Annotated in this window: 23 protein-coding genes and 1 tRNA gene; 8 read left to right on the forward strand and 16 right to left on the reverse strand. The window is 34.3% G+C overall.

Annotation, left to right across the window (positions count from 1 at the left end; translation table 11 throughout):
- Positions 1-18: 18 nt before the first annotated feature.
- From pfkA to HPY79_03160, 5 genes are read right to left on the reverse strand one after another with little or no spacing between them, the layout of a single operon-like run.
- Positions 19-1002, reverse strand: a complete 984-nt coding sequence (gene pfkA / locus HPY79_03140; protein NSW44808.1) for a 6-phosphofructokinase — start codon at positions 1000-1002, stop codon at positions 19-21.
- A 37-nt stretch (positions 1003-1039) separates the two neighbouring features.
- A complete protein-coding gene (locus HPY79_03145; GenBank protein NSW44809.1) occupies positions 1040-1900 on the reverse strand; it encodes a 4-hydroxy-3-methylbut-2-enyl diphosphate reductase in 861 nt (286 codons plus the stop codon).
- Positions 1890-2594 carry a (d)CMP kinase gene (locus HPY79_03150; GenBank protein NSW44810.1) on the reverse strand — a complete coding sequence of 235 codons (705 nt, stop codon included), beginning with the start codon at positions 2592-2594 and terminating at the stop codon, positions 1890-1892. The genes HPY79_03145 and HPY79_03150 overlap by 11 nt, the downstream gene beginning before the upstream one ends.
- 9 nt (positions 2595-2603) lie before the next feature.
- A complete protein-coding gene (locus HPY79_03155) occupies positions 2604-4235 on the reverse strand; it encodes an NAD+ synthase (protein ID NSW44811.1) in 1632 nt (543 codons plus the stop codon).
- A 3-nt stretch (positions 4236-4238) separates the two neighbouring features.
- Positions 4239-4910 (reverse strand): PorT family protein, encoded by a 672-nt coding sequence (locus HPY79_03160; protein ID NSW44812.1) that lies wholly within the window; start codon positions 4908-4910, stop codon positions 4239-4241.
- 46 nt (positions 4911-4956) lie between these two features.
- Here HPY79_03160 and HPY79_03165 point away from each other — a divergent pair, with 46 nt between their 5' ends.
- The 4 genes from HPY79_03165 (at position 4957) to HPY79_03180 (ending at position 9007) form a co-directional block, all read left to right on the forward strand.
- A complete protein-coding gene (locus HPY79_03165; protein NSW44813.1) occupies positions 4957-5856 on the forward strand; it encodes a substrate-binding domain-containing protein in 900 nt (299 codons plus the stop codon).
- On the forward strand, positions 5853-6917 hold the full coding sequence (ribD, locus tag HPY79_03170; GenBank protein NSW44814.1) for a bifunctional diaminohydroxyphosphoribosylaminopyrimidine deaminase/5-amino-6-(5-phosphoribosylamino)uracil reductase RibD: 1065 nt from the start codon (positions 5853-5855) through the stop codon (positions 6915-6917). The genes HPY79_03165 and ribD overlap by 4 nt, the downstream gene beginning before the upstream one ends.
- A gap of 161 nt (positions 6918-7078) precedes the next feature.
- Entirely contained in the window at positions 7079-8623 is a 1545-nt protein-coding gene (locus tag HPY79_03175; GenBank protein ID NSW44815.1) for an acyl-CoA carboxylase subunit beta, read from the forward strand.
- Between the two features lie 18 nt (positions 8624-8641).
- A complete protein-coding gene (locus HPY79_03180) occupies positions 8642-9007 on the forward strand; it encodes an acetyl-CoA carboxylase biotin carboxyl carrier protein subunit (protein ID NSW44816.1) in 366 nt (121 codons plus the stop codon).
- Positions 9008-9096: 89 nt separating this feature from the next.
- Here the strand turns inward: HPY79_03180 and HPY79_03185 are convergent, their stop codons facing one another.
- From HPY79_03185 to HPY79_03215, 7 genes are read right to left on the reverse strand one after another with little or no spacing between them, the layout of a single operon-like run.
- Positions 9097-10215, reverse strand: a complete 1119-nt coding sequence (locus tag HPY79_03185) for an ABC transporter permease (protein ID NSW44817.1) — start codon at positions 10213-10215, stop codon at positions 9097-9099.
- Positions 10215-11321, reverse strand: a complete 1107-nt coding sequence (locus HPY79_03190; protein ID NSW44818.1) for an ABC transporter permease — start codon at positions 11319-11321, stop codon at positions 10215-10217. Before HPY79_03190 ends, HPY79_03185 begins: the two co-directional genes overlap by 1 nt.
- 1 nt (position 11322) lies before the next feature.
- Positions 11323-12057 carry an ABC transporter ATP-binding protein gene (locus HPY79_03195; GenBank protein NSW44819.1) on the reverse strand — a complete coding sequence of 245 codons (735 nt, stop codon included), beginning with the start codon at positions 12055-12057 and terminating at the stop codon, positions 11323-11325.
- Entirely contained in the window at positions 12054-12950 is an 897-nt protein-coding gene (locus HPY79_03200) for an ABC transporter ATP-binding protein (protein ID NSW44820.1), read from the reverse strand. The genes HPY79_03195 and HPY79_03200 overlap by 4 nt, the downstream gene beginning before the upstream one ends.
- A gap of 2 nt (positions 12951-12952) precedes the next feature.
- The gene (locus HPY79_03205; protein ID NSW44821.1) at positions 12953-13834 is read right to left on the reverse strand and encodes an HlyD family efflux transporter periplasmic adaptor subunit; all 882 of its coding nucleotides are present in this window, start codon (positions 13832-13834) and stop codon (positions 12953-12955) included.
- 6 nt (positions 13835-13840) lie between these two features.
- Positions 13841-15109 (reverse strand): TolC family protein, encoded by a 1269-nt coding sequence (locus HPY79_03210; GenBank protein NSW44822.1) that lies wholly within the window; start codon positions 15107-15109, stop codon positions 13841-13843.
- The gene (locus tag HPY79_03215) at positions 15106-15726 is read right to left on the reverse strand and encodes a TetR/AcrR family transcriptional regulator (protein NSW44823.1); all 621 of its coding nucleotides are present in this window, start codon (positions 15724-15726) and stop codon (positions 15106-15108) included. Before HPY79_03215 ends, HPY79_03210 begins: the two co-directional genes overlap by 4 nt.
- A gap of 132 nt (positions 15727-15858) precedes the next feature.
- Between HPY79_03215 and HPY79_03220 the strand changes: the two genes are divergently transcribed.
- Positions 15859-16491: an NAAT family transporter gene (locus HPY79_03220; protein NSW44824.1), complete on the forward strand. Its 633-nt coding sequence runs from the start codon at positions 15859-15861 to the stop codon at positions 16489-16491.
- An 87-nt stretch (positions 16492-16578) separates the two neighbouring features.
- Here the strand turns inward: HPY79_03220 and HPY79_03225 are convergent, their stop codons facing one another.
- Complete coding sequence (locus HPY79_03225) at positions 16579-17949, reverse strand: HD domain-containing protein (GenBank protein ID NSW44825.1); 1371 nt, start codon at positions 17947-17949, stop codon at positions 16579-16581.
- Between the two features lie 4 nt (positions 17950-17953).
- A complete protein-coding gene (locus HPY79_03230) occupies positions 17954-18829 on the reverse strand; it encodes a ChaN family lipoprotein (protein NSW44826.1) in 876 nt (291 codons plus the stop codon).
- 58 nt (positions 18830-18887) lie between these two features.
- Between HPY79_03230 and HPY79_03235 the strand changes: the two genes are divergently transcribed.
- Positions 18888-19529 (forward strand): hypothetical protein, encoded by a 642-nt coding sequence (locus HPY79_03235; protein NSW44827.1) that lies wholly within the window; start codon positions 18888-18890, stop codon positions 19527-19529.
- Between the two features lie 51 nt (positions 19530-19580).
- Here the strand turns inward: HPY79_03235 and HPY79_03240 are convergent.
- Positions 19581-19658, reverse strand: a tRNA-His gene (locus tag HPY79_03240).
- Between the two features lie 45 nt (positions 19659-19703).
- Complete coding sequence (locus HPY79_03245) at positions 19704-20183, reverse strand: DUF1360 domain-containing protein (protein NSW44828.1); 480 nt, start codon at positions 20181-20183, stop codon at positions 19704-19706.
- 115 nt (positions 20184-20298) lie between these two features.
- Between HPY79_03245 and HPY79_03250 the strand changes: the two genes are divergently transcribed.
- Positions 20299-20685 carry a hypothetical protein gene (locus HPY79_03250; GenBank protein NSW44829.1) on the forward strand — a complete coding sequence of 129 codons (387 nt, stop codon included), beginning with the start codon at positions 20299-20301 and terminating at the stop codon, positions 20683-20685.
- A 2-nt stretch (positions 20686-20687) separates the two neighbouring features.
- A partial coding sequence (locus HPY79_03255; protein NSW44830.1) for a hypothetical protein occupies positions 20688-23637 on the forward strand: 2950 nt, incomplete at its 3' end.

Consider the following 23637-nt stretch of genomic DNA (forward strand, 5'->3'; position numbering starts at 1 on the left):
TTGGAGCAAGTTTTTTGCTCAAACATTAAGAAAATCAATCATTTTAACTTCATCTAAATCGACTGTTTTATGGAGTTTAATCGCTTTTTCAATTGGAACGTGAGTGATTTTTTCATTTTGAATGCCGATCATAATGCCGAATTTACCATCTAAAAGTGCTTTAACAGCGTATACTCCCATTTTGGTAGAGATAAATCGGTCGTAAGCAGAGGGCGAGCCTCCTCTTTGAATGTGTCCAAGTATCGAAACTCGAACATCGTAATTTTGTAAATAGGGTTGAAGTTTTTTTACTACTTCGAAAGCTCCGCCTTCTTTTTCGCCTTCGGCAACTAAAATAATGTTGCTTGATTTTTTTCGACGATTGCCATTCTCAATAAACTCAATAAATTTGTTAATATCGCTTTCAACTTCGGGAATTAAAATGGCTTCGGCTCCGCATGCTATACCTGCTCTAAGGGTGAGAAATCCAGCATCGCGTCCCATAACTTCAATAAAAAACATGCGATTGTGTGAGCTAGCAGTGTCGCGTATTTTGTCAACGGCATCTATTACTGTATTGAGAGCAGTATCATATCCAATGGTAACATCAGTGCCGTAGATATCGTTATCTATAGTTCCGGGTAAACCAACCATAGGAGTATCGTAGCGTTGTCCAAAAGCTGTAGCACCTCTAAACGAACCATCGCCTCCAATAATAACCAAAGCATCTATTTCATGTTTTTTTACATTTTCGTATGCTTTTTGCATGCCTTCATCGGTCATGAATTCTTTGCTACGAGCTGTTTTTAAAATAGTACCTCCGCGTTGAATGATGGCTGCTACGTCGTGCGATTTCATTTCGTGAATTTGGTCGTTTATTAAACCATGATATCCATGGCGAATACCATAAACTTTAATGTTATGATATATAGCTGTTCTGACAACAGCCCGAATGGCGGCATTCATTCCTGGTGCATCACCACCTGAGGTTAATACACCAATAGTTCTAATTTGTTTAGTCATAACGAAAATATTTTGAATAAAAGTAGTAAAAATATTGTTATGATATAAGTTTTTTTAAGTATTCGGCTATATGTTTCATTAACCACATTGGTGTTGATGTGGCGCCACAAATACCAATGCTTTCGATATTTGAAAGCCATTCTGTATTGATTTCAGCTTCTTCTGAAATAAAATAAGAACGCGGATTAACCGACTTGCAAACTTCGTATAGGGCTTTTCCATTTGAGCTTTGTTTACCGCTTACAAATAAAATAATATCGTGCGATTGTGCAAAAGATCGAAGTTCTTTGTCTCTTGAAGATACCTGTCGGCAAATAGAGTTTGTATAATTTAGTAATTGTAGAGTTCCTATAGCAGCCATTCTTTTTTTTAATTCTTCAATAATTTCTTTGTATTTATGTGGACTTTGTGTTGTTTGTGAAAAAACGGTTATAGGTTGATGTAAGTCAATTTTATCAAGTTCTTCAATCGAATTAATTACTAACGCCTTACCATTTACTTGTCCAATAAGCCCATTGACTTCGGCATGACCTTTTTTACCAAAAATAATAATTTGCTGATTAGTGGTTGATGCTTCTTTTACCCTTTTTTGTAATCGAAGAACTACGGGGCATGTGGCATCGATAAGTTGGATGTTGTTTTTTCTAGCAATTTCGTATGTGCTAGGTGGTTCGCCATGAGCACGTATGAGTACGGTAGTGTTGTGCATTTGTTCGAATTGTTGATGGGTTATGGTAATCAATCCTTTTTTTTCTAATCGATGCATTTCAAGATTATTGTGTACTAAATCGCCTAAGCAATACAAGGGTTGTCCTGCATTTAAAATTTTTTCGGCTTTTTCAATAGCATATACAACACCAAAGCAAAAGCCGCTATGCTGGTCTATTTCAATCTTCATATGGGAATTTGTCCTTGATTATTTGAATAATTTTTTGAAATTGTTCTTCTTTTGTAAGGTAGCTATTATCAATAACGATAGCGTCGGGAGCTTGTTTTAAGGGACTTATAGCTCGGTTGGTGTCTAAAAAATCGCGTTCTTCAATATTTTTGGTAACTTCTTCGAGCGAAATATGTTCGCCATTTGATATTAGTTCTTGATAGCGACGTTGTGCTCTAATTTCGGGTAGAGCTGTCATAAAAAATTTTATATCGGCATGGGGGAATACAACCGTGCCAATATCGCGTCCATCCATTACAATGCGTTTTTGTTCGCCCATTTTTTGTTGAAGTTGAACCATTAATGTTCTTACTTCGGGTATTTTGCTAACAATACTAGCATATTCTGATACAATGGGTTGACGAATTTGCGATTCTACAAGTTGATTGTTTAAATATATTTCATTTACATTGTCGTTTGCATTATATTTAAAATCAATAATTAATTGATTAAGCGAGGGTAATAAAATTTCTGTTTTTACTTTGTTGTTTTCAATTAAGTTATTTTCTAAACAAAATAATGTAACAGCTCTATACATTGCACCGGTATCAATATGTCTATAGCCTAAATATTTTGCTAAATTTCTTGCTAAAGTGCTTTTCCCGCAGGAGCTGTAACCGTCAATGGCAATAATGATATCTTTTAGTAATCGCATAATGTAGTTTTAAAATTTTTTGACTAATGGAATTCTCCTTCCGTAGCCAAAAGCTTTACTTGATACTCGTAATACTGGTGCGCCCTGATATCGTTTATATTCATTAATTTGAACTAAGCGATATATTTTTTTTGCTAAATTTTCTGAAAATCCTTGTTTAATGAGATCGGGTATAGTTAATTGCATCTCAATGATATGATAAAGCAATTTGTCTAAATGTTCGTATTCGGGAAGCGAATCGCTGTCTTTTTGATTGGGTCGTAATTCGGCCGAAGGAGCTTTATTTATAATATTTATTGGAATAAGTTCTTTTTTTTTATTTATAAATTTTGCTAATTCATAAACCTGAGTTTTATATACATCGCCAATAATGGCAAGAGCACCGCACATGTCGCCATATAGTGTGCCATATCCTACAGCTATTTCGCTTTTATTGGAAGTGTTGAGCAAAATATTTCCAAATTTATTGGAATATGCCATTAAATAAATAGCTCTTATGCGTGCTTGTATATTTTCTTCGGTAACGTCGTTGGGTAAATGTTGAAATAAAAAATGCAACGATTCTTCGAATGCAATAAATGGTTTTTCAATAGAAAGAATATCGAAACTGATATGATTTCGTTTGCATAAATCGATGGCATCATCTACTGAATGTTGTGATGAAAAACGCGAAGGCATGAGTAAGCAATGTACATTTTCATTGCCAAGAGCGTGAGCAGCTAATACGGCTACAACTGCACTATCAATACCTCCCGATAATCCTAGTACGGCTTTTTTAAAATTGTTTTTAGCAAAATAATCGCGAATACCAAGTTTTAATGCATAATATAGCGATTCTATTGGGTTAAGGCAATTTCCCTGTTGGGTGAGTGTATCAAGATTTATGGTTTGATGACTTTCCTCAAAAAAAGGTAAAAAGTGTTTATCTCCTAAATTATTAAAAATAACTGAACCACCATCGAAAATTAAGTCGGTATGTGCGCCTACTTGATTTACATAAATAATAGGGCATTCTAAAAAATGGTGTGCACGAGTGAGCACATCATAACGATAGGAATGTTGAAATATAGAATAGGGCGAAGCGGCGATGTTTACCATTAAGTCAACGTTTAGTGCTTTGTTGGTTTGTAAAATATTGTATTGATATTTAGGTTTACCAGGCGAAGGTTGAGTGTCGGTTTCTGTAGTCCATAAATCTTCGCATATAGTGATAGCGATGTTTTTGTTTTTTAAGTTAAAAAACAAAGGTTTATAGGCTGGTTCAAAATATCGAGCTTCGTCGAAAACATCGTAGGTTGGTAATAACGCTTTATGATAAGTATATGCAATTTTGCCATTTTGCAATACAAATGCAGCATTGAAAAGATTTTTGCCGTCGCCGTGATTTGTTTCAATGCCACCTACAATAGCTGTTATGTTTTGGCAATGTTGAGCAATGGCTTCGATAGCGTCTATAGATTTCTGAACAAACGATGAATTGAATAATAAATCGTAAGGAGGATAACCACATATAGCCAACTCCGAAAAAACAACTAAGTCTGAATTTTCAGACTTAGCTTGTTCGATATGCTCAATAATTTTTTGAGCATTCCCTTCAATATCGCCAACAATATAATTAAGTTGGCAAAGTGTAATTTTCATTGTTTAGAATACAATTCCAGCTCTAATTTCTAAAACATTAAGAATATTTTTATAATCTTTGTTTTTATAGTTTTCAATTTTTTCGATATCGGACAAACCATTTTTAAAAACGGCTTCGAATAAGAGTTTAGTATCGCCTTTTAAAGCATAAGTAATACCACCTCCAATGTGATAGGCAAATGAAACAGCACGAATTTCGTTTTTAATGTCATCGTTAGAATCTACGGTTACATCAGCACGCGATTTATAACGAATGAAAGGGCTTACGCCAAATTTAAGAAAATATGAAATGTAACCAATTTCTTTAGTTTTGCCTTTGATAGAAATAGGCAATTCAATATATTGTAATTTGTATTTTAATACTGTATTGGCAGGTAATTTAATGTAAGTAGAATCTACGGTTTCGATTTTGGGGATAGAATCTAAATATTTTAAGCTTCCACCAACATTTGAAAAACCTAGTCCGATATTTAATGAGAACGCTTTAGTAAGGGCAATATCACTTGTTAAGCCAAATCCGAAGCTCATTCTCCCTTTTTCTTTTTGAACTTGTTTATTGTCGGGTTTAAACCAACTAATTTCAGGAGAAATATAGATGCCACCACTAAATTTTTCTTGTGACCAAGAAATACTTGTAAAAAATGCGAATACTAAAAAAAAGCTTAGTTTTTTCATAACTTTGTCATTTAATATTTTTACAAAAGTACATTTTTTTTGTTTTATGATAAATGTTTTAAGATTTTTTTGTTTTTTTATTATAAACATTTGCTTATCAATATCTTGTAATAATCGAAGTCGTCAAAATGAAAATTATTCTGATACATTATACATATTACATGCTGGTAGTTTTTCTGTTCCCTTGCAATGGATAAAAGATTCTTTTCAAAATCATTATCCTTATATAAAAATATGTGCCGAAGCTTGCGGAAGCAAGCAATGTATTCGTAATATAATTGATTTACAAAGAAAATGTGATGTTTTTATATCGGCCGATAAAAAATTAATTGATTCTATGCTTGTGCCTCACTATGCCGATAGTTCTTATTTTTTAATGTCGAACGAAATGGTTATTGCATATAACAATCAGTCGAAATATGCTCAAAACATTACTAAAAAAAATTGGTATCAGATTTTGTCAAAAGATGATGTATGCCTAACTTTTTCTGATCCATCTTCTGACCCTTGTGGTGCAAGAGTTTTGTCGGTAATTACATTATCTATTGATTATTATAAAGAGCCTATGTTATATAAAAAGATATTAGGTAAAGATAATATTATTATTCGGTCAAAGGAAGTTGATGTTTTAACATTATTGGATCTTAACGAAGCAGATTATACTATTATATATAAATCGGTTGCTATTCAGCACCAATTAAATTATATATCGTTGCCCGATTCCATTAATTTGTCGAATTTTAAATTAGCAGATTGGTATAAACAGCATTTTATTCAATATAAACAGTCAGATGGAACCATAAAAAGAGAGAGGATTGAGCCCATAGAATATGGTTATACTAATTTAAAAACATCAAAACATAGCGAAAGCGTAAAAAAGTTTTTACGCTTTATGCGTTCTACTCCAGTAAAATCAATTTTAGAAAAAACGGGTCATAAGTTATGATAATACAGAAAAATAATGAAAGCAAGCATTGTTCTTTTATGCAGCGTGCCATTGATATTGCTTCGTTAGGATTGGGTCATGTATCACCCAATCCGTTAGTGGGATGCGTTATCGTTCATAACGGAAAAATAATTGGCGAGGGGTATCATTATTGTTTTGGCGGAGCCCATGCCGAAATCGTTGCATTAAATTCTGTTAAAAATAAAGAGTTGTTGAAAAACGCAACTATGTATGTTACGTTAGAGCCTTGTTCGCATTATGGTAAAACGCCTCCTTGTGCAGAAACAATAATAAGTGTAGGTATTCCACATGTAGTAATTTCGTGTTTAGATCCCAATCCCTTAGTTTCTGGCAATGGAATAAAGAAAATGATTGAGTCGGGTATAAAAGTTGAAACAGGAGTTTTGGCAGAAGAATACCGTTTTGTAAATCGTCGCTTTTTTACTTTTTTCGAAAAAAAGCGTCCTTACATAATATTAAAGTGGGCACAAACAAAAGATGGTTTTATTGATTATGAACGCAATTGCGATATTCCTGAAATTCATTGGATAAGTAGTACATTTAATAAAACTTTAGTTCATAAATGGCGTAGCGAAGAAATGGCTATTTTAATTGGATCAAATACTGTTTTAAACGATAATCCTCAGCTTACAAACAGACTTTGGGCAGGAAAAAATCCTGTTCGTATTGTTTTTATGTTTGGGAAAAAGTTGCCACTTTCTGCAAAAGTATTTAGCGACGAAGCAAAAACAATTGTATTTACCGATATAATTACCGATTGTCCAAATGAAAAAGTGGAAGTCATTAAACTTAATACCGAAAAACCTTTTATTGAGCAAGTAATAAGTCATTTATATCAAATGAATATTTTATCAGTTTTAGTGGAAGGTGGACTTCATACATTACAATCTTTTATTGACAGTAACTATTGGGATGAAGCACGTGTAATTACAGGTAATAGTTTCTTTTATAAAGGCATTAAAGCACCTGCGATAAATAGAAATGTTAAATATGCCGAAATCATAGGAGAAAATGTATTAAACGTATATTATAATTGGTAAAGCTATTAATTTTCGTAAAACTAACATGAAGTTATAATTAATTAGACCTATAAAAATTGGTTATTGTTTAGAAATCAATTATTAAAAGCTGTTGATAAAAAACATCTTTACGAATAAATAAATAACGTATATTTGTCCGTTAATTTTAAACACAATTAATTATGTCATTACGTAGTAAAACATTAGAGCTCATTCGTAAGAGAGAACAATACCTTCAAGGAGGAGGTGAAAAAGCCATAGAAAAACAAATTTCTATGGGAAAACTTACTGCACGTGAGCGTATATTATCTATTTTAGATAAAGACTCGTTTCAAGAATATGATTTATTTGTAGAGCACGAAGCTCGCGATTTTGATATGAGCAGTAAAGTGTTATATGGCGATGGAGTTATTACAGGTACAGGAACAATTTTTGGTTCTCCTGTATGTATTTTTGCTCAGGACTTTACTGTTGCAGGAGGTTCGCTGGGTTTGATGCATGCTCGTAAAATTACCAAAATTATGGATCATGCGCTAAAGCTTCGTATTCCACTTATTGGAATCAACGATAGTGGTGGTGCACGTATTCAAGAAGGTGTTAACTCTTTGGCTGGCTATGGCGAAATTTTTTTCCGTAATACTTTAGCTTCGGGTGTTATTCCTCAAATTTCGGTAATACTTGGTCCTTGTGCGGGTGGTGCTGTTTATTCTCCTGCACTTACCGACTTTGTTTTTGTAGTTGACAATATTTCAAAATTGTTTATTACGGGGCCTGAAGTTATTAAAACCGTTTTAGGCGAAGAAATAAGCATGGAAGACCTCGGTGGTGCACGAGTTCATGCTGAACTTACAGGGAATGCACATTTCTTTGCTACCAGCGAACAAGAATGTTTTGAACAAATTAAAAAACTTATAACGTTTATTCCATGGAACAATAGCCGGAGAGCATTACCATTTAAACCAAAAGAACCTCATAAAGATTTTAATGTCGAAAAAATTGTACCTGGCGATCCTAAATTACCCTACGATGTTCGCGACGTTATTCGAGCTGTAGTTGACGATAGCGATTTCTTTGAAGTACAGGAGTTTTGGGCTCAAAATATCGTAATTGGCTTTGCTCGAATTAATGGCGAAACCGTGGGTTTAGTGGCCAATCAGCCATTATTCCTTGCTGGTGTATTAGATGTAGATTCGTCCGATAAAGCAGCTCGTTTTATACGTTTCTGCGATGCTTTCAATATTCCTATTATTACTTTTGTAGATTTACCTGGTTATTTGCCTGGTGTAGATCAAGAACATGCTGGTGTAATTCGCCATGGAGCAAAATTACTTTATGCATATAGCGAAGCAACTGTTCCGAAAATTACCGTAATCTTAAGAAAAGCGTATGGTGGAGGTTATATCGCTATGGGCTCACGTCATTTGCGTGCAGATTTTGTTTTTGCATGGCCAAGTGCAGAAATTGCTGTTATGGGTCCTGAAGGTGCTGCAAATATTATTTTCCGCAAGGAAATTATGGAGGCCCCCGATCCAGATGCTATGCGTAAACAAAAAGTAAAAGAATACAAAGAAAAATTCGCCAATCCTTATGTAGCTGCAGCAAAAGGTTATGTGGATGCAGTTATTGAACCAAAAGAAACCCGTAAGTTATTAGTACATGCTATCGAAGTTTCACGCGAAAAAGTGAATACTAACCCATCTAAAAAACACGGAATTCCTCCATTTTAAAATTTAAAAATGACTACTATGGCTAAAAAAGAAATAAAAACAGAAACCAAGGTTGACGATCCAGTAAAAACTATCGTTATTGACGATGGCAAATATAAAACCTTGTTAAATAAAAAATACCTGAAACGTAAGCCCTATAAAGCTATCGATCCTTCTTTAATAACGGCTATTATCCCTGGTGTTGTCGGAAAAATATTCGTTACAGAAGGTGATAAAGTTAATGAAGGCGATAAGCTAATAATTCTCGAGGCCATGAAAATGAAGAATATTATCACTGTTCCATATTCGGGTTATATTAAGAAAATAAATGTAAAAGAGGGAGACTGTATACCCAAAGGACATATTATAGCCGAATTGGATATTAAGGTTCACTCTAAAGAATAAATAATACTTACAAAATAGTTATAAAAGGCTTTTCAATACAAAAAGAGAAGCCTTTTTGTTTTATTATATGTAGTTTATTTTTAATTATATTATTCTGATGTTTTTCGATATCTGAACACCGCTAGTGTCATAGCAGCCACTGCTAAAACAGAAATTGAAATAAAATGTGGCAAAATATCGACAAACTCGCTCCCTTTTAGAAGAATCATTCGCATTACAGAAACATAATAAGCTAACGGGTTTATTTTATTGATGTATTGAATCCAATGAGGCATGCTTTCGAGGCTGGTAAATAAACCGCTTAAAAGTATAAATACCATAAGAAAGAAAAACGAAACCAAAGTAGCCTGTTGCTGATTATCTACAACCGTAGAAACAAATAAACCCATCGAAAGCAAAACGATTAGATACATACCCGAAAAAGCAAAGAGTAAAGGTAAGCTGCCGGCTAAAGGAATATCATATACCAATTTACCAATAGAAAGCCCTAATACAAGTTCGAATAAAGCTAAAATCCAAAATGGAAGTAGTTTCCCGACAATAAACTGATACTTTTTTATCGGCGTAACATTTAACTGTTCTATAGTACCAACCTCTTTTTCTCGTACAATGTTCAATGCACCAAGCAAAAAACTGATAAGCGTTACCAGCATTACCAGTACACCGGGAACCATATATTTCTTGTAATTAAAATCTGCATTGTACCAATATCGTGGTAAAATATTTATTGTCTGATTGGGAACAGGAGAGATTTGTTTTACAAAAAAATCTTCTTGCATAAGCGATAGAAATATTTGCTGTACATAAGAGTACGAAATAGTAGCATTTACGGAGTTTATAGCATTTATTAATACTTGAATTTTGAGTGGATATGAATTTGTTTTTAGTTTTTTTTCAAAATCTTTCGGAATTACTACAATCGCGGTAGTTTTATTTTCGTCAATAGCTTTTATTCCTTCGTTGACTGATGGATAATTATCTCCAACAATAAAATAATGGGTTCCTCTTATTTTTGTAATGAAACGTTGCGAAAACGAGCTATGATCGTAATCAACAAAAGCAATACGTATGTTTTTCATTTCGTAGGTAGCAGCATTCACTAAAATGAGTAATTGGATAATAGGAATAATAAAGAGTATGGGGAACATCATCCGATTGCGGAAAATCTGTATAAATTCTTTTTGCACTATAAAGAAAATCACTCGCATTACATTAAACGGGATTTATATTTTTTAATACTCAAGAGAATAAAGAACATTAACATGCCAGTGATGATTACAAAATCTTGCCAAAGTTCGGCAATGCCATTCCCTTTCAGCATAATACCCCTTAAGGCATCTATAAAGTAACGCGGAGGCATAATAGAAGAAAATATCTGCAACCATTGTGGCATATTTTCTATGGGAAAAATAAAACCCGAAAGCAAAATAGTTGGTAGCATTAAAGCTACCAGCGAAATCATCATCGCTATTTGTTGATTGGAAACCGATACCGAAATAAAAATACCAATGGTTAACGCTAATATAATGTATAGTAACGAAATAAAATATAAAGTAGCAATGCTTCCTGCAACGGGAACTTGAAACAGTAAATGACCTAAAAGAAAAATGAAACTGATATTAAAGACAGATAATATAAAATACGGGATTACCTTTCCGAGAATAATTGTAATAGGTTTTAGTGGTGTTACAAGCAATAACTCCATGGAGCCAAATTCTTTTTCTCTGACAATACTTACCGATGTAAGCATAACGGAAATAAGTGTGAGAATCAATGCAATAATTCCGGGTACAAACATCCACGAGGCTTGTAGTGTTGGATTGTAAAGCATTTTTACTTCTGCTGTTAAAGCTAAGATTTGTTTGGGTTGTTTATTGATTTCGGTAACGAACGAATTGATCATGGCAGTAGAATAATTAACCGCCATATTAGCTGTATTTGGTTCGGTTGCGTCGGCAATGATTTGAATATCTGCATTCCCTTCACGAATAATTTTTTTAGAAAATTGCGGTTCAATAATGATAACCTCTTTAACAATACCTTTTTTAAATAAAGACGCAACCTCTATGTCATTATCCAGTATAGCGTTTACTTTAAAAAAATCAGAGTAAGCGAGCTTTGATATAAGCTTTCGGCTTAGTTCATCGTTCGATTTATCTAATATGCCAACAGAAATATACTTTAAATCGTTTGATATTGCATATCCAAAAACAATAAGCTGAATGGCAGGAATGGCAAACAGTACAAGCAAAGTTCTCCAGTCGCGGAAAATATGTAGAAATTCTTTCTTTATAAATGCTTTCAACTTGCCCATATTATCTTCTTACTATTTTTACAAATAAATCGTTAATGGTTTCAACGTTATATTCTTTTTTTAGCTCTTGTGGCGACCCCATAGCTTTTATTTGTCCTTCGTTCATAATACATACGCGTTGGCAATATTCGGCTTCGTCCATGTAATGCGTTGTAACGATAATAGTAGTTCCATTAGCCGAAGTTTGGTAAATACTGTCCCAAAAATCACGACGCACTTTGGGATCGACACCACCGGTGGGCTCGTCGAGAAATATGATCGAAGGTTGGTGAATGTTAGCGACTACAAATGCAATTTTTTGTTTCCAACCTAGTGGAATGGACGATACTCGTTTATTCATAAGTCCTTTAAGGTTAAAGTTGGCTTCTGCCCATTCTGCTCTCGATTTTATTGCTTTGTAGTTTAGTCCGTATATGCCTCCGAAAAAACGAATATTTTCGTATATGCTTAGCTCTTCGTATAACGAAAATTTTTGACTCATATAACCAATACTTTTGCGGATTTTTTCGGTTTCGGTATAAATGTCGTATCCATTTATAGTTAATTCGCCCGAAGTTGGTTTTAATAAGCCAATCATCATTTTAATTGCTGTCGTTTTGCCGGCTCCATTGGCTCCAAGTAAACCAAAAATTTCACCACGTTTTACCTCAAATGTTAAATGATTGTTGGCAATAAACGAACCAAATTTTTTTACCAAATCTTTGGCTTTGATAATATGTTGATTTTCGTTTGTCATTTTTCTTGCGAAAGCCACAAAAAACAATCTTCGATGGTGGGTTTTATAGGATTTATTTCTACTTTATCAAAATGCTTAATGAGTTCAAGTATTTCTTTTTGCGAATGATGGCTTGAGCAATGTAAGGTTGTTCCAAAACGAGTTATGATAGCATTGGGCAGGTGATCATTTAGAAAAGACTTAAGTTTGAAAAGGTTTTCGGCTTTGACTTCAAAAATATTTAAAGGATAATTTTTTAAAACTTCCTCTGGCTTTGAGACCGATAAAATATGTCCGTCTTTAATAAATGCAAGTCGATCGCATTGAATTGCTTCATCCATATAAGGTGTTGATACAAAAACAGTAATTCCTGCTTTTTTGTAATTTTTGAGCATTTCCCAAAATTCGACACGTGAAACGGCATCAACGCCGGTAGTTGGTTCGTCTAGAAACAATATTTCGGGTTTATGAATAAGGGCACACGAAAGAGCTAATTTTTGCTTCATCCCGCCTGATAATTGCCCAGCTTTTCGCTTTTTAAAGGGTTCTATTTGTTTATATATGGGTTCTATGAGTGCATAATTATCTTTAATGGTTGTTCCAAAAATTTCTGCATAAAACCTTAAATTTTCTTCAACAGTTAAATCCATATATAGCGAGAAACGTTGGGGCATATAACCCACTATTTTTCTTATTTCTTTGTATTGTTTAACAACATGTTGGTTCATGATAAAAGCATCGCCCTTGTCAGCAAGGATTAGTGTGGTGAGTATTCGCATAAGCGATGTTTTACCAGCTCCATCGGGACCTATTAAGCCAAATATTTCACCTTGATTGACCGTTAAATTAATGTTATGCAAAGCCTTTACTTCGCCGTATGATTTTGATACACTATTTACGCTAATTGCTTGCATTTTTATTTAAAACGAACATCAGCCAACATGCCGATTTTTAGAAAACCATCGTTTTTAACTACTACTTTGGCAGCATATACAAGATTTTTTCGTTCATCCCGATTTTGAATAATTTTTGGTGAAAATTCAGACTGTGAAGAAATCCACGAAATTGTACCCGAATATTCTTTTAGTTGATTGCCATTGTCGACAAAGACTTTTATTTGTTGGCCTAATTTTACTTGACTTAGCTGCTCCTCATCAAGATATATTCTTAAAGTTAAATAATCGAGGTTTGCTACTTTTATCAATACTTTGGGAGGGGTAACAAATTCCGACTTCTCTGCATATTTTTCTAAAACGGTTCCATTGATAGGCATTTTGATGTAACATTTCGATAATTGGTCTTCTATTTGCTTTATTTGAAAAGACATAGATTCTAATTCGCTTGAAATAGGCAGGTTTTGTGTTTTAATGTTTTCAATTTGTTTGTTTAACACTTCGATGTTGTTTGTAATATCGTCTAATTGTTTTTGTGTTGCAGCATTTTCTTTTACTAATTTAGCAAATCGTTCTTTGTCTTTTTCTAAATTCTTTTTTTGCTGTTCCAATACTTCTATTTGTGTTGTAATAGCCGAATATTTTGACGAAATAGTTTTGTACTGAGCTTTTAGTTGTTCTTTTTTTAAATACAACGAATTGGTATCAATAAATCCTAAAGTGGTAGCCGAATCATATTTTTTACTTTCTTCTACATTCCATTGTATAAGAGTTCCCTGTGCCTGAGCAGATACCATTATTTCGGTTGCTTCAAACTGCCCATAAGCATCGGGAGCGTTATTGTTGCTCGTGCATGCAATTAATGTTACAACGATGCTAAAGCTGATGAATTTTATTTTGTTCATAAGTATCTATTTTATTCCGGTTAATATTTTGTAAGATTGAATATAATATTGTTTTTCAATTTTATGTCTCTCTAAATCAATTAGGGCTTGAGTTTTAGCATTTAAATCGTTTAGATAGTCTGTTGTCTTGGCTGTTCCGTTTAATAGTTTTGCGTTGGTTGATTTTAATATATTATTGCGAAGGTCAATTATTTGAAGGTCCTTTTCAATCCATTGTTCCACTTTTTGAATGGACGAAAGAATTTCATTTGCTTGTATTTGGATATTTTGCTTAAATAATTCTCGCTCGTTATCGATAGAATTTTTAGTTAATTGTGCAATTTTTTTCTCTTTTGAACTTTTGCCCCAATCGTAAACATTGAAAACCATCTTGGCGCCTAATAAATAAAATGTGTTGAATTCGTTGGAAAGCATATTTAATCCGGGTTTCCCATAGCCAGCTTGACCGAAGGCGAATAATTGTGGTAGTCTCGATTTAGATGCCAATTCAGCATTTATAAAAGCTAATTGTGCTCGTTTTTCGTAAATTGTTAGTTCTTGTCTTTTGATAGTGTCATTGGGAGTTAAATTTTCGTATTCATAAGCTAATTTTTTGTTGTTGATTTTTTGAGCAGTAAGCAATTCAATATTAGAAACAATGCTTTGACAAGCTGAATTAAGAGCGTCAATTTGTTGTTCTATCTTTAAAATCTCGACTTTTAAAACATCTAAATCCGTTGTAGTAGCAATACCGCTGTTTATCATTTGCTCTATTTCATATTGCTTTTTTGATAGTGTATTTTTTTGTTCCTCAAGTTGCTCTTTTATTTTATTGTTCATGAGATACAAATACACCCATTTATTAAGCATGTCTTTTAAGTTGGTTAAATTTACTTTGGATTGTACGGCTTCTAATTCCGAAGATAAAACATCACGCTTGTTCTTTAATTTTGTCATGGAGCCATCATAAATCATTTGATTCGCTTCTAAAGCAATTTTGTATTGATCTTTGTCTAAGGTTGGAATTGTAACATGAGGAATGGAAATGGGCAATTGTGTTACTTCGCTTTGATAGCTTGCTTGTGTAACTATGTTTAATTGCGGTAAATAGGATGTCCGGTTGATTTTGTTTTTCAGTTTATACACAGAATCGGCGTTTAGAGCATTATCATTGAGTTTATAATTTTGCTCAAGGTTTTGCAAAAGCTGATTAAATAACAGGGTGTCGCTTTGCGAAAAAATATTTGTAATGGAGCTAATGAAAATAAAAATAACGATTAAATGTTTAGCTTTCATAATTTTATAGCTTTCATAATAAATTTGTAAACCATTGTTTTTCGTTCATTTATAAATTTTTGGTATTCTTCTTCGTTTTGATTAAAAAGCAAAGAAGTAATAATGGGTTTAGCCGCAATGGGGAAAATGCACATGGCTAATGTGTTTATAATGAGATGTTCTGGAGGATAATATTCGCCTCCTGCTTCTTTTATTTCTTTTTCGAAAATAGATAAAATTAATTTTGGATTGATACCCATCGATTTAATAATAGAAACCAGGTTTTCGGGACGTCTTGACAATTCGTGCAAAATAAAAACAGGTATGTGTGGATGTTGGGTCAACATGTTGATATAGTTTTCAACAAAAAGTTTTAGTTTAATGGGGAAAGGTTCGTTTGAAGTCATTGATAGCATGACATTGGGAATGAAGTCTTTTAGTGCTTGTGTAAAAATGGCTTGAAACAGAAATTCTTTTTTGCGAAAGTAATAATGGAGTAAGGCTTTATTGATTCCTGCTTCGTTGGCAATATCTTGCATGCTTGCTCCATCGAATCCTTTTTCAATAAAAATCTTTTTGGCAGCATCCAAAATTCTTATTTCCATGTCAGATAATGAGTGAGTTAAGATATTGTCCATATGGTTTAATCAAATAGTTTAACCGATTGGACAAAAGTAGAATAAATTTTTTAAATAAAAAAAATAATTCATCATTTTTTTGTCAACTTTTGCAGAATTAATTTTTTCCTACTTTTGTGCAAAATTTTTTTTATGGACGAACTTATTAAATACGGATTATTGGCTTTTACTTCGTTTTTCACACTCATCAATCCACTTGGTACGATGCCTATTTTTATGACTATGACTTCTACGCTTGATCAGAAAAAGAAAATAAAAACAGCACAAAAGGCAAGTTTTGTCGCATTGATTACTATTTTGTTTTTTGCATTTACAGGGCAATTGCTCTTTAAGTTTTTTGGAGTATCGGTTAACAGTTTTAGAATGGTGGGCGGAATTATTTTCTTTTTAATGGGAATGGATATGCTTCAAGCTCGCTTGGTAAAAGTTAAAGTGAAAGAATCTGAGGTGAATTCGTATGTAAATGATATATCGATTACGCCCTTAGCCATTCCTATGATTTGTGGACCGGGATCTATTACAAATGCGATTGTTTTAATGGAAGATGCAACGACATTAAGTCATAAACTTGTATTAATTTCTGTAATTGTATTGGTAATGCTTTTGACATACATTATTTTATATAGCTCTACAAGAATTTCAAAATTTCTTGGCGAGACCGGTAATAATGTGCTTATGCGATTGATGGGATTAATTGTGATGGTGATTGCTGTTGAGTTTTTCTTTTCGGGACTAACTCCGGTTTTAGAAAATATTTTTCATTAAAATATTTCTGTTTTTATAGTTGAGCTTTTAGCACTAAACATTGCTATTGCATTATTCGTCATTGAATGAAAGTAAGTAGTTGGAACTTTACGATTCAATAAGTTGCTTAAGCCGTTCTATTTGGGTTTGTTTGTTAACTTCTCTTAAACGGTTTGCGGTTTCGGTAAAATACTGATGAGCCGATAAGAACTTGATTTGTAGCTTATTCCATTCGTCAATAGAACCAATCAGTTTTTGTTCGTGCAATTCTTTATATAAAGTATTAGAAACCGGAACAAAATCGCTACGTCCTAAATAGTCTAAATCGGCATCGCAAATAATTTTTTCAAGCAAAGTTTTGGGTTTGGGTGGCAGTTCGGTTGCTTTTATGATATTGCAGATAATATCAATTTGTTCGGGAGTATAAGCATAGCGGGGCAAAATTTCCTGAGCTATTTGTGCGCTAATAAGTTCGTGTCCCTTCGATTGCACTGTTTGACCTGAATCATGGAACAACGCAGCCGTTTTTAGCAGAAGCATTTCTTCTTCGCTAATTTTTTCGCCTCGTCCAATGATTTCAGCTTGTATTACAACATCCATCGTGTGTTTGAGGTTATGATAATAGAGATATTTAGGAAGTTCACGCTCCAGTTTATCGAGCATAAATTCTTCGAGGTCATCGTAACGTATGAGTTGAAGTTTGGTATTAAAATTCTGATTGGGTATTAAGCCCTTTTTGTCGGCAGCATATTCGGGCAAGTAACCTTTAACTTCATAAAGATTCATATCGCCGACATATTTTACTGGCATTTTACCTAAATAGCGACAACGAAAATAAGCTGAAACCAGCTCTCGTGTTTGTTCGGATATGATAATTTTGCCATTTTCTGCAGCAGCTTCAATTCTACTGGCAATATTAACGGTTTCACCTTTTACTTCGTACGATTCTTTCTTTTTTCCTGAAACCGATACAGCCACGGGTCCTGAGTGAATGCCCATGTTAATTTCCCAAATTCGTTTACCATTGCCAAATAATTCTTCCTGAAAATGATCAAATGCTTGTTGTATTTCCATGGCTGCTAATACCATTTCGATAGGATTGGTGCGGTTTTTCTTAGGAATGCCTCCAACTAACATAATGGTATCGCCAATGGAAGATACTTTTTCAATATTGTAACGCTTAATGATTTCACCCATGATAAGGAAGAACCGGTCTAATTCGTCAATCAATTTTTGAGGGTCTGCTTCGTCAGATAGTTTTGTAAAACCACGAATATCGGCAAAAAGAACGGTGGCCATTTTAAAACGCATGCTTTTTTTGTCGGCCGATTCGTGTTGAATACGTATGCGTAGTCGTTCTAATTCATCGTTTAATAGATTGTTTTGCTCAATAAGTTCTTTGTTACGTTGCAAAAGCTCACGATTTTGCTTCTTTAATTCCTCTAACTGTTTTAAAAGTTCATCGGGCGTGTGTTCCATAATATTAGTATGTTTTAGTCATGCTTGAAGGAATAGCAATGATAAAATTAGCTTTGCCGGATAGTTCTTCTTTAGCAGGTTTAGAAATGTCGTCGGCTTCGATGGAGCTAATGGTAACAATTTTAAGATCGCTACGTTTTTGTTTTAAATACCAAACAATACCTTCGAAATTATCGCTATGATAAGCTCCGTTGAAATGATAAAACAACCATTTATTGGGTAAGTATTTTAAGATAAAATGAGCCATTGTTGCGTCTTTTATAGCTTGGGCTTTAGGTAAATTAGGATTAGCGTGCATTTTGCCCATTCCTCCCATGGACATCATATTTTTGTAACAACCTAAGTTTTCGTCGTACTTGATTGGTAAGGGAGCGATGTATTTTTTGGCTTCATCTGAGAGACTATCTAAGCTTTCAAATCCTCCTCGTGCAACTTTGGCAGCGTAACGACGAGGAATATTGGTAGCAATGAGTGAAATGCCGTTTTGATAGCATAAATCGACAATAGGTTTGTAATCGGTACTGTAGTTAGGCCATAGTCGCACATTTTCTTCCCATTTTGACATTGGAATAAGGTGTTGGAACAATTCGTTGATAACAAGTTGGTTGTCGGCTTCGAACATTTCTGCACCCACAACAACTTTTTTATCGCGAGCTTTGAGCAAATCATTTAATAGTTCATATTCTAACCAATGACAAATAGTATTGTTGTGTAATTCGCCAAAAAGAACAATATCGGCTTGTTGGCATGCTTGTACCATTTGGTGGTAAGTAATTTCGTTACCGGTAGTATCGTAAATGATATAAGCCGATTTTGACTGCGAAAATAAATGAAACGACAATAATTCAAATAAAAATAAAAGAATAACCTGTTTCAACATAATTTAAAATTTAACGTTAATATTGTGTGAAAAATCTTTGCTAATTTAGCATAAATTTATGAGGCAAACGCTGATTATATTATTTTTTTTTCTTGTTTGTGATATAACATATTCACAATCAGCATTGTCGCTCGAGGCTCATACCATTGGTGGTCATTTTTTTGGCAACCCTAATTTGCATTATTATGAAAATAATCTCGATTCGTTGGGATATTTTTGCACCGAACCGGGTTTAATGCTTTCGTATGAGTTTTATATTAAAGACAATTGGCTATCGTTACAATTATCAACTTCAATTTTTGCTGATGCTGCTGGTTTAACAGCTGGTTTTACCAAGTTTTCGATGCGTTATATGTTTTTTCATAAATACCGCAATCAACTTTATATTGACATTGCACCTGCGCTAACGTATAGGTGTTCTTGGAATGTTCTAGGACCCTTGTATGTGCCCGAAGTAAAATACAATAGAAACGGAAAAATTGAATATAGACCAACGTTAATGGCAAAGTTAGAATATGATATCTTTATAGGAAATCGTAACGATATAAACATGAGCATTCTTTATGGCAATTCATATAAAACATTCTCGTTTATGCTGGGTTTTAGGCATTGGCTAAATACCAATGTGCGTTTTACCAAAGATTGTAATTGCAATCATTTCAAAAAGAAAGGTTTTTTTAAACGATTGTTTCGACGTTAAAAAGATATAAAAACAAAAAAAGGCAGAAATTTTCTGCCTTTTTTTGTTTAGTGGGGTGGAAGACCGGGCTCGAACCGGCGACCTCTAGAGCCACAATCTAGCGCTCTAACCAAACTGAGCTACATCCACCATTTGAGGCTGCAAATATATATAAAATTTTATTTACAGCAAAAATCAACACGAACTTTTTAATCGTTTTAATTTTTCTTCTTTTTTTAGTGTTTTAAGTGTGTGTTTACGTTCTTCGGCAACCCAGCCTAAAAGCGTGATAGTTATATGTATAAAACTAGCAACTCCAGCTACAGCCAATATATAGGCTAAAAATTTTCCTAAATCGTGATATAAATAAAGCGAAGTTATGAATAACGACATCCATACGCCAGCACACCAGGGACATGTTAAAAAATAACGAGAACTAACAATCCATCCTTTTTCTGAAGTAGAATTCACAATCTTATCGCGGACAAAATTTAAAACTTTGTCATAAATAAGTAAGCGTGTTAGTCGATACGATGCCAACGAGATGATAATAAAGTCAAATACACCTAATTGTGTAACAAAGTTTTGATGTTGCCATAAAAAATAACCTAAAAAAGATGTCAACGTCAAAAAAATTATAGTATATATAAAGTTCCAAAAGTATTCTGATTTCATAATGCAATTTTTTTCGAAAATACATTTTTTTATCTTAATAAAAAATGAAAGAAAATTTTTTGTCAGGCAACTTTTTAATTTATATCTTTGACTTATTAAAAAATATATAATGTATATGAAAACTGTTTTTTCAATTTTTATTTTATTGTTAATGGCTAATATTGCCACGGCTCAAAATGCTTTGTTGAAAGCAGAAATGATAAAAATGGATAATCAATATTTAAAAACGCTTCCCGATGGGAAAGTAGAATGTGCTTTCTATTTACATGGAATACAAAGCAATACTCAAGCCGCTAACTTAGAAAAGTATATCCGTGGGTACAGAGGAGTAGAAGAATTTAATTTAATTTTCGATAACGCAAAAAATGCCTACAAAGCTCAAGGTACTTTTTATAATCAAGCTAACTGGAATTATTTCAAATACTTGTTCAAGCTTATTAAAGTGGAACAAGTGAACATTGATAATCAATGGAAAAACTTAGAACAAATCAATAATTTATAATTATGAGAACAAAAATAGCATTATTGATATTTGGATTTTTTCCCGCTGTGCTTTGGGCACAGTTACAAGTAAATGGAAGCATGACACCTGCCCAGTTAGTTCAAAATATTTTAGTAGGAGGAGGAGTCAATGTCTCTAATATTACTTATACAGGACCTAATGGAGCTATTGGTTCTTTCACTAATGGACAAACAACAAATTTAGGGCTGCAAAGTGGTATTTTGCTTTCTACGGGTGGAATAACCAATGTTCCTAATCCAGGTTCATATTTTTTGAGCAATAGCTTAGGGGGTAATGGAGATGCCCAGTTAGAACAACTTTCGGGCGGATATACCTCGTATGATGCAGTAGTTTTGGAGTTCGATTTTGTACCTCAATCAACACCGGTTCAATTTCGTTATGTTTTTGGTAGTGAAGAATACCCTGAATATGTTTGTTCGCAATTTAACGATGCATTTGGCTTCTTTGTTTCAGGGCAAAATCCACAAGGAGGAAATTACAATAACCAAAATATTGCATTGATACCCAATACAACGATCCCCGTTACAATTAATTCAGTTAATAGTGGACAAGTAGGTAGTTATGGAAGTTCATCTAATTGTACATCGCTTTCATACTCATCATATTATGTAAATAATACAAATGGAACAACCATTTGTTTCGATGGTTTTACTACGGTACTAACAGCTCGTTTAGATGTAGTTCCATGTCAACCTTATCACATCAAAATTGCTGTTTCGGATATTGGTGATGGTATTTACGATTCCGGTGTATTTTTGGAAGCTAATAGTTTTCAGTCAGACGCTATCAATGTTGCATCTTATTATACCAATCCGGCACTTGGTTTGCATGCTATTGAAAGTTGTTCAAACTCAATAGTTTCGTTTACTTTAAATCATCCTGCTACTCAACCTGTTACGGTTAATTACACCATTGGTGGTACAGCTACGAATGGTGTAGATTATACTACTATTCCCAGTTCTTTGACAATTCCTGTAGGCTCAGATTCTGTAGGTTTAATTATACACCCTATAATGGATGGACAAGCTGAAGGGAATGAAACGGTTACATTTATTGTACAAACATCGCCTTGTGCAACCGATACGATTGTTGTTACAATTGTAGATAACAGCCCGTTACAAGCAACTGTAAGTAACGATATTACCATTTGCGATGGTCAACAGCCTGTTGCGTTCAATGTTACCGGCTCCGGCGGGGTTTCACCATTGACCTATAATTGGAGTGGGGGCTTAGGCACAAGTCCAAATGTTTCGATTAGTCCACCTGTCGGCTCCTATAATTATACGGTTACTGTTACGGATGCTTGTGGAGCAACAGCTACCGATGGTATTCAAGTGGTGGTAAATCCCAAACCTACATCCGATTTTACTGCCGTAACACCAATTTGTGCTGGCACGCCGAGCGATGTGGTTTATACAGGTACTGGCGGAAGTACATTTGTTTGGAACTTTGGAAGTGCTACTATATTGAGTGGTACCCCGCCTAGCCCAGGTCCTTATCAAGTTACGTGGAATACAGCAGGGACTTATGCTATTGCACTTCAAGTTCAAAATACGTATGGTTGTTGGAGCGACCCCGATACACAATATGTAATGGTTTTAGCTGCTGGAACGCCTAATTGCTGTACATTTCCAACTCCATTTGCCGGTAACGATAGAAATGTTTGTGGGCTTACAACACAAATGATGGCCGATCCACCTGACAATCCAAGTTATGTTGGTCAGTGGACACAAATAAATGGCCCTGGTATCTCAACCTTTGGAATGCCAAGTGCATTCAATAGCTCCGTAACCGTTACGCAAGCAGGAACTTATACGTATGAATGGAAAGAAATAAATGGTCCTTGCGATTCGACCGATTATGTTCAGATTACTTTTATTGCTATGCCTGTACCCAATGCTGGTCCCGATACTTCGGTATGTGGTTTACAATATACCATGCAGGCAGTGTTAAGTACTCCCGGCACTGGTTCATGGACGGGTGTGGGTATTAGCAGCCCAACCAATCCTAATACAAATGTAATTGTTCCTACTTATGGACCTTATACTTACGTCTGGACTGAAACAAATAATGGCTGTACAGCAAAGGATACTGTTATTATTAATTTTCTAGTTGTGCCAACACCCAATGCAGGAGTTGATACAACTGCATGTGGTAATAGGGCTATTTTAGTTGCAGATTCAACGTATTCTGGATATTGGACAGGTCCTAATGGAGTTATTTATGTTTATGGCGATACTTCTGCAACAACTCCTATTTTTATACCGAATTATACAGGCTCGCAATATACGGCTACTTTTACATGGCACGAAGTTAATGGTCCTTGTACAGCTTCCGATAATGTTCAAATTACTTTTATCCGTCCACCTCATGCCGAGGCAGGCAATAATACCATTTCTGTTTGTGGAACTTCTGTAACACTTGCTGCTGACACTATTGGAAGTGGTGTTACATCGGGTTATTGGTATTCTGTACCATCAGGTCCGGTTATTACACAAACTGGACTGGTGCCTTTTAATGCTACCGTTGATATTTCAAGTATGGGAAGCAATGCTTACCATTATTCAGTTGGTGAGTTTTATTTATACTGGGTAGTAAGTAATGGACAATGTACAAATTACGATTCTGTAAAAGTTAATTTTTATGATATTCCTGTTGCCTATGCAGGTTTAGATACAGCTATTTGCGGCAATTCTTATTATTTAGCAGCTAGTTGGAGTATTGATAATCCGGTAGGTCTTTGGTCACAATTATCAGGACCGGGAACAGCTACATTTGTATATCCTACACACAAAAACACAATGGTTTCTGTAACTCAATTTGGTGTTTATCAATTCATATGGAAAGAGATGAATGCCGGCAACACCTCGTGTTATAGCACAGATACCATAACCATAAACTTCAAAGTAACTCCGATGCCGGATGCGGGTT

This window comes from Bacteroidales bacterium (assembly GCA_013314715.1).
Taxonomy (GTDB): Bacteria; Bacteroidota; Bacteroidia; order Bacteroidales; family GWA2-32-17; genus Ch61.

What these genes read in the sequence shown, in the direction of transcription:
- pfkA (NSW44808.1), bottom strand. Translation starts at nt 1,002, where the DNA reads ATGACTAAACAAATTAGAACTATTGGTGTATTAACCTCAGGTGGTGAT.
- HPY79_03145 (NSW44809.1), bottom strand. Translation starts at nt 1,900, where the DNA reads ATGAAGATTGAAATAGACCAGCATAGCGGCTTTTGCTTTGGTGTTGTA.
- HPY79_03150 (NSW44810.1), bottom strand. Translation starts at nt 2,594, where the DNA reads ATGCGATTACTAAAAGATATCATTATTGCCATTGACGGTTACAGCTCC.
- HPY79_03155 (NSW44811.1), bottom strand. Translation starts at nt 4,235, where the DNA reads ATGAAAATTACACTTTGCCAACTTAATTATATTGTTGGCGATATTGAA.
- HPY79_03160 (NSW44812.1), bottom strand. Translation starts at nt 4,910, where the DNA reads ATGAAAAAACTAAGCTTTTTTTTAGTATTCGCATTTTTTACAAGTATT.
- HPY79_03165 (NSW44813.1), top strand. Translation starts at nt 4,957, where the DNA reads ATGATAAATGTTTTAAGATTTTTTTGTTTTTTTATTATAAACATTTGC.
- ribD (NSW44814.1), top strand. Translation starts at nt 5,853, where the DNA reads ATGATAATACAGAAAAATAATGAAAGCAAGCATTGTTCTTTTATGCAG.
- HPY79_03175 (NSW44815.1), top strand. Translation starts at nt 7,079, where the DNA reads ATGTCATTACGTAGTAAAACATTAGAGCTCATTCGTAAGAGAGAACAA.
- HPY79_03180 (NSW44816.1), top strand. Translation starts at nt 8,642, where the DNA reads ATGGCTAAAAAAGAAATAAAAACAGAAACCAAGGTTGACGATCCAGTA.
- HPY79_03185 (NSW44817.1), bottom strand. Translation starts at nt 10,215, where the DNA reads ATGCGAGTGATTTTCTTTATAGTGCAAAAAGAATTTATACAGATTTTC.
- HPY79_03190 (NSW44818.1), bottom strand. Translation starts at nt 11,321, where the DNA reads ATGGGCAAGTTGAAAGCATTTATAAAGAAAGAATTTCTACATATTTTC.
- HPY79_03195 (NSW44819.1), bottom strand. Translation starts at nt 12,057, where the DNA reads ATGACAAACGAAAATCAACATATTATCAAAGCCAAAGATTTGGTAAAA.
- HPY79_03200 (NSW44820.1), bottom strand. Translation starts at nt 12,950, where the DNA reads ATGCAAGCAATTAGCGTAAATAGTGTATCAAAATCATACGGCGAAGTA.
- HPY79_03205 (NSW44821.1), bottom strand. Translation starts at nt 13,834, where the DNA reads ATGAACAAAATAAAATTCATCAGCTTTAGCATCGTTGTAACATTAATT.
- HPY79_03210 (NSW44822.1), bottom strand. Translation starts at nt 15,109, where the DNA reads ATGAAAGCTAAACATTTAATCGTTATTTTTATTTTCATTAGCTCCATT.
- HPY79_03215 (NSW44823.1), bottom strand. Translation starts at nt 15,726, where the DNA reads ATGGACAATATCTTAACTCACTCATTATCTGACATGGAAATAAGAATT.
- HPY79_03220 (NSW44824.1), top strand. Translation starts at nt 15,859, where the DNA reads ATGGACGAACTTATTAAATACGGATTATTGGCTTTTACTTCGTTTTTC.
- HPY79_03225 (NSW44825.1), bottom strand. Translation starts at nt 17,949, where the DNA reads ATGGAACACACGCCCGATGAACTTTTAAAACAGTTAGAGGAATTAAAG.
- HPY79_03230 (NSW44826.1), bottom strand. Translation starts at nt 18,829, where the DNA reads ATGTTGAAACAGGTTATTCTTTTATTTTTATTTGAATTATTGTCGTTT.
- HPY79_03235 (NSW44827.1), top strand. Translation starts at nt 18,888, where the DNA reads ATGAGGCAAACGCTGATTATATTATTTTTTTTTCTTGTTTGTGATATA.
- HPY79_03245 (NSW44828.1), bottom strand. Translation starts at nt 20,183, where the DNA reads ATGAAATCAGAATACTTTTGGAACTTTATATATACTATAATTTTTTTG.
- HPY79_03250 (NSW44829.1), top strand. Translation starts at nt 20,299, where the DNA reads ATGAAAACTGTTTTTTCAATTTTTATTTTATTGTTAATGGCTAATATT.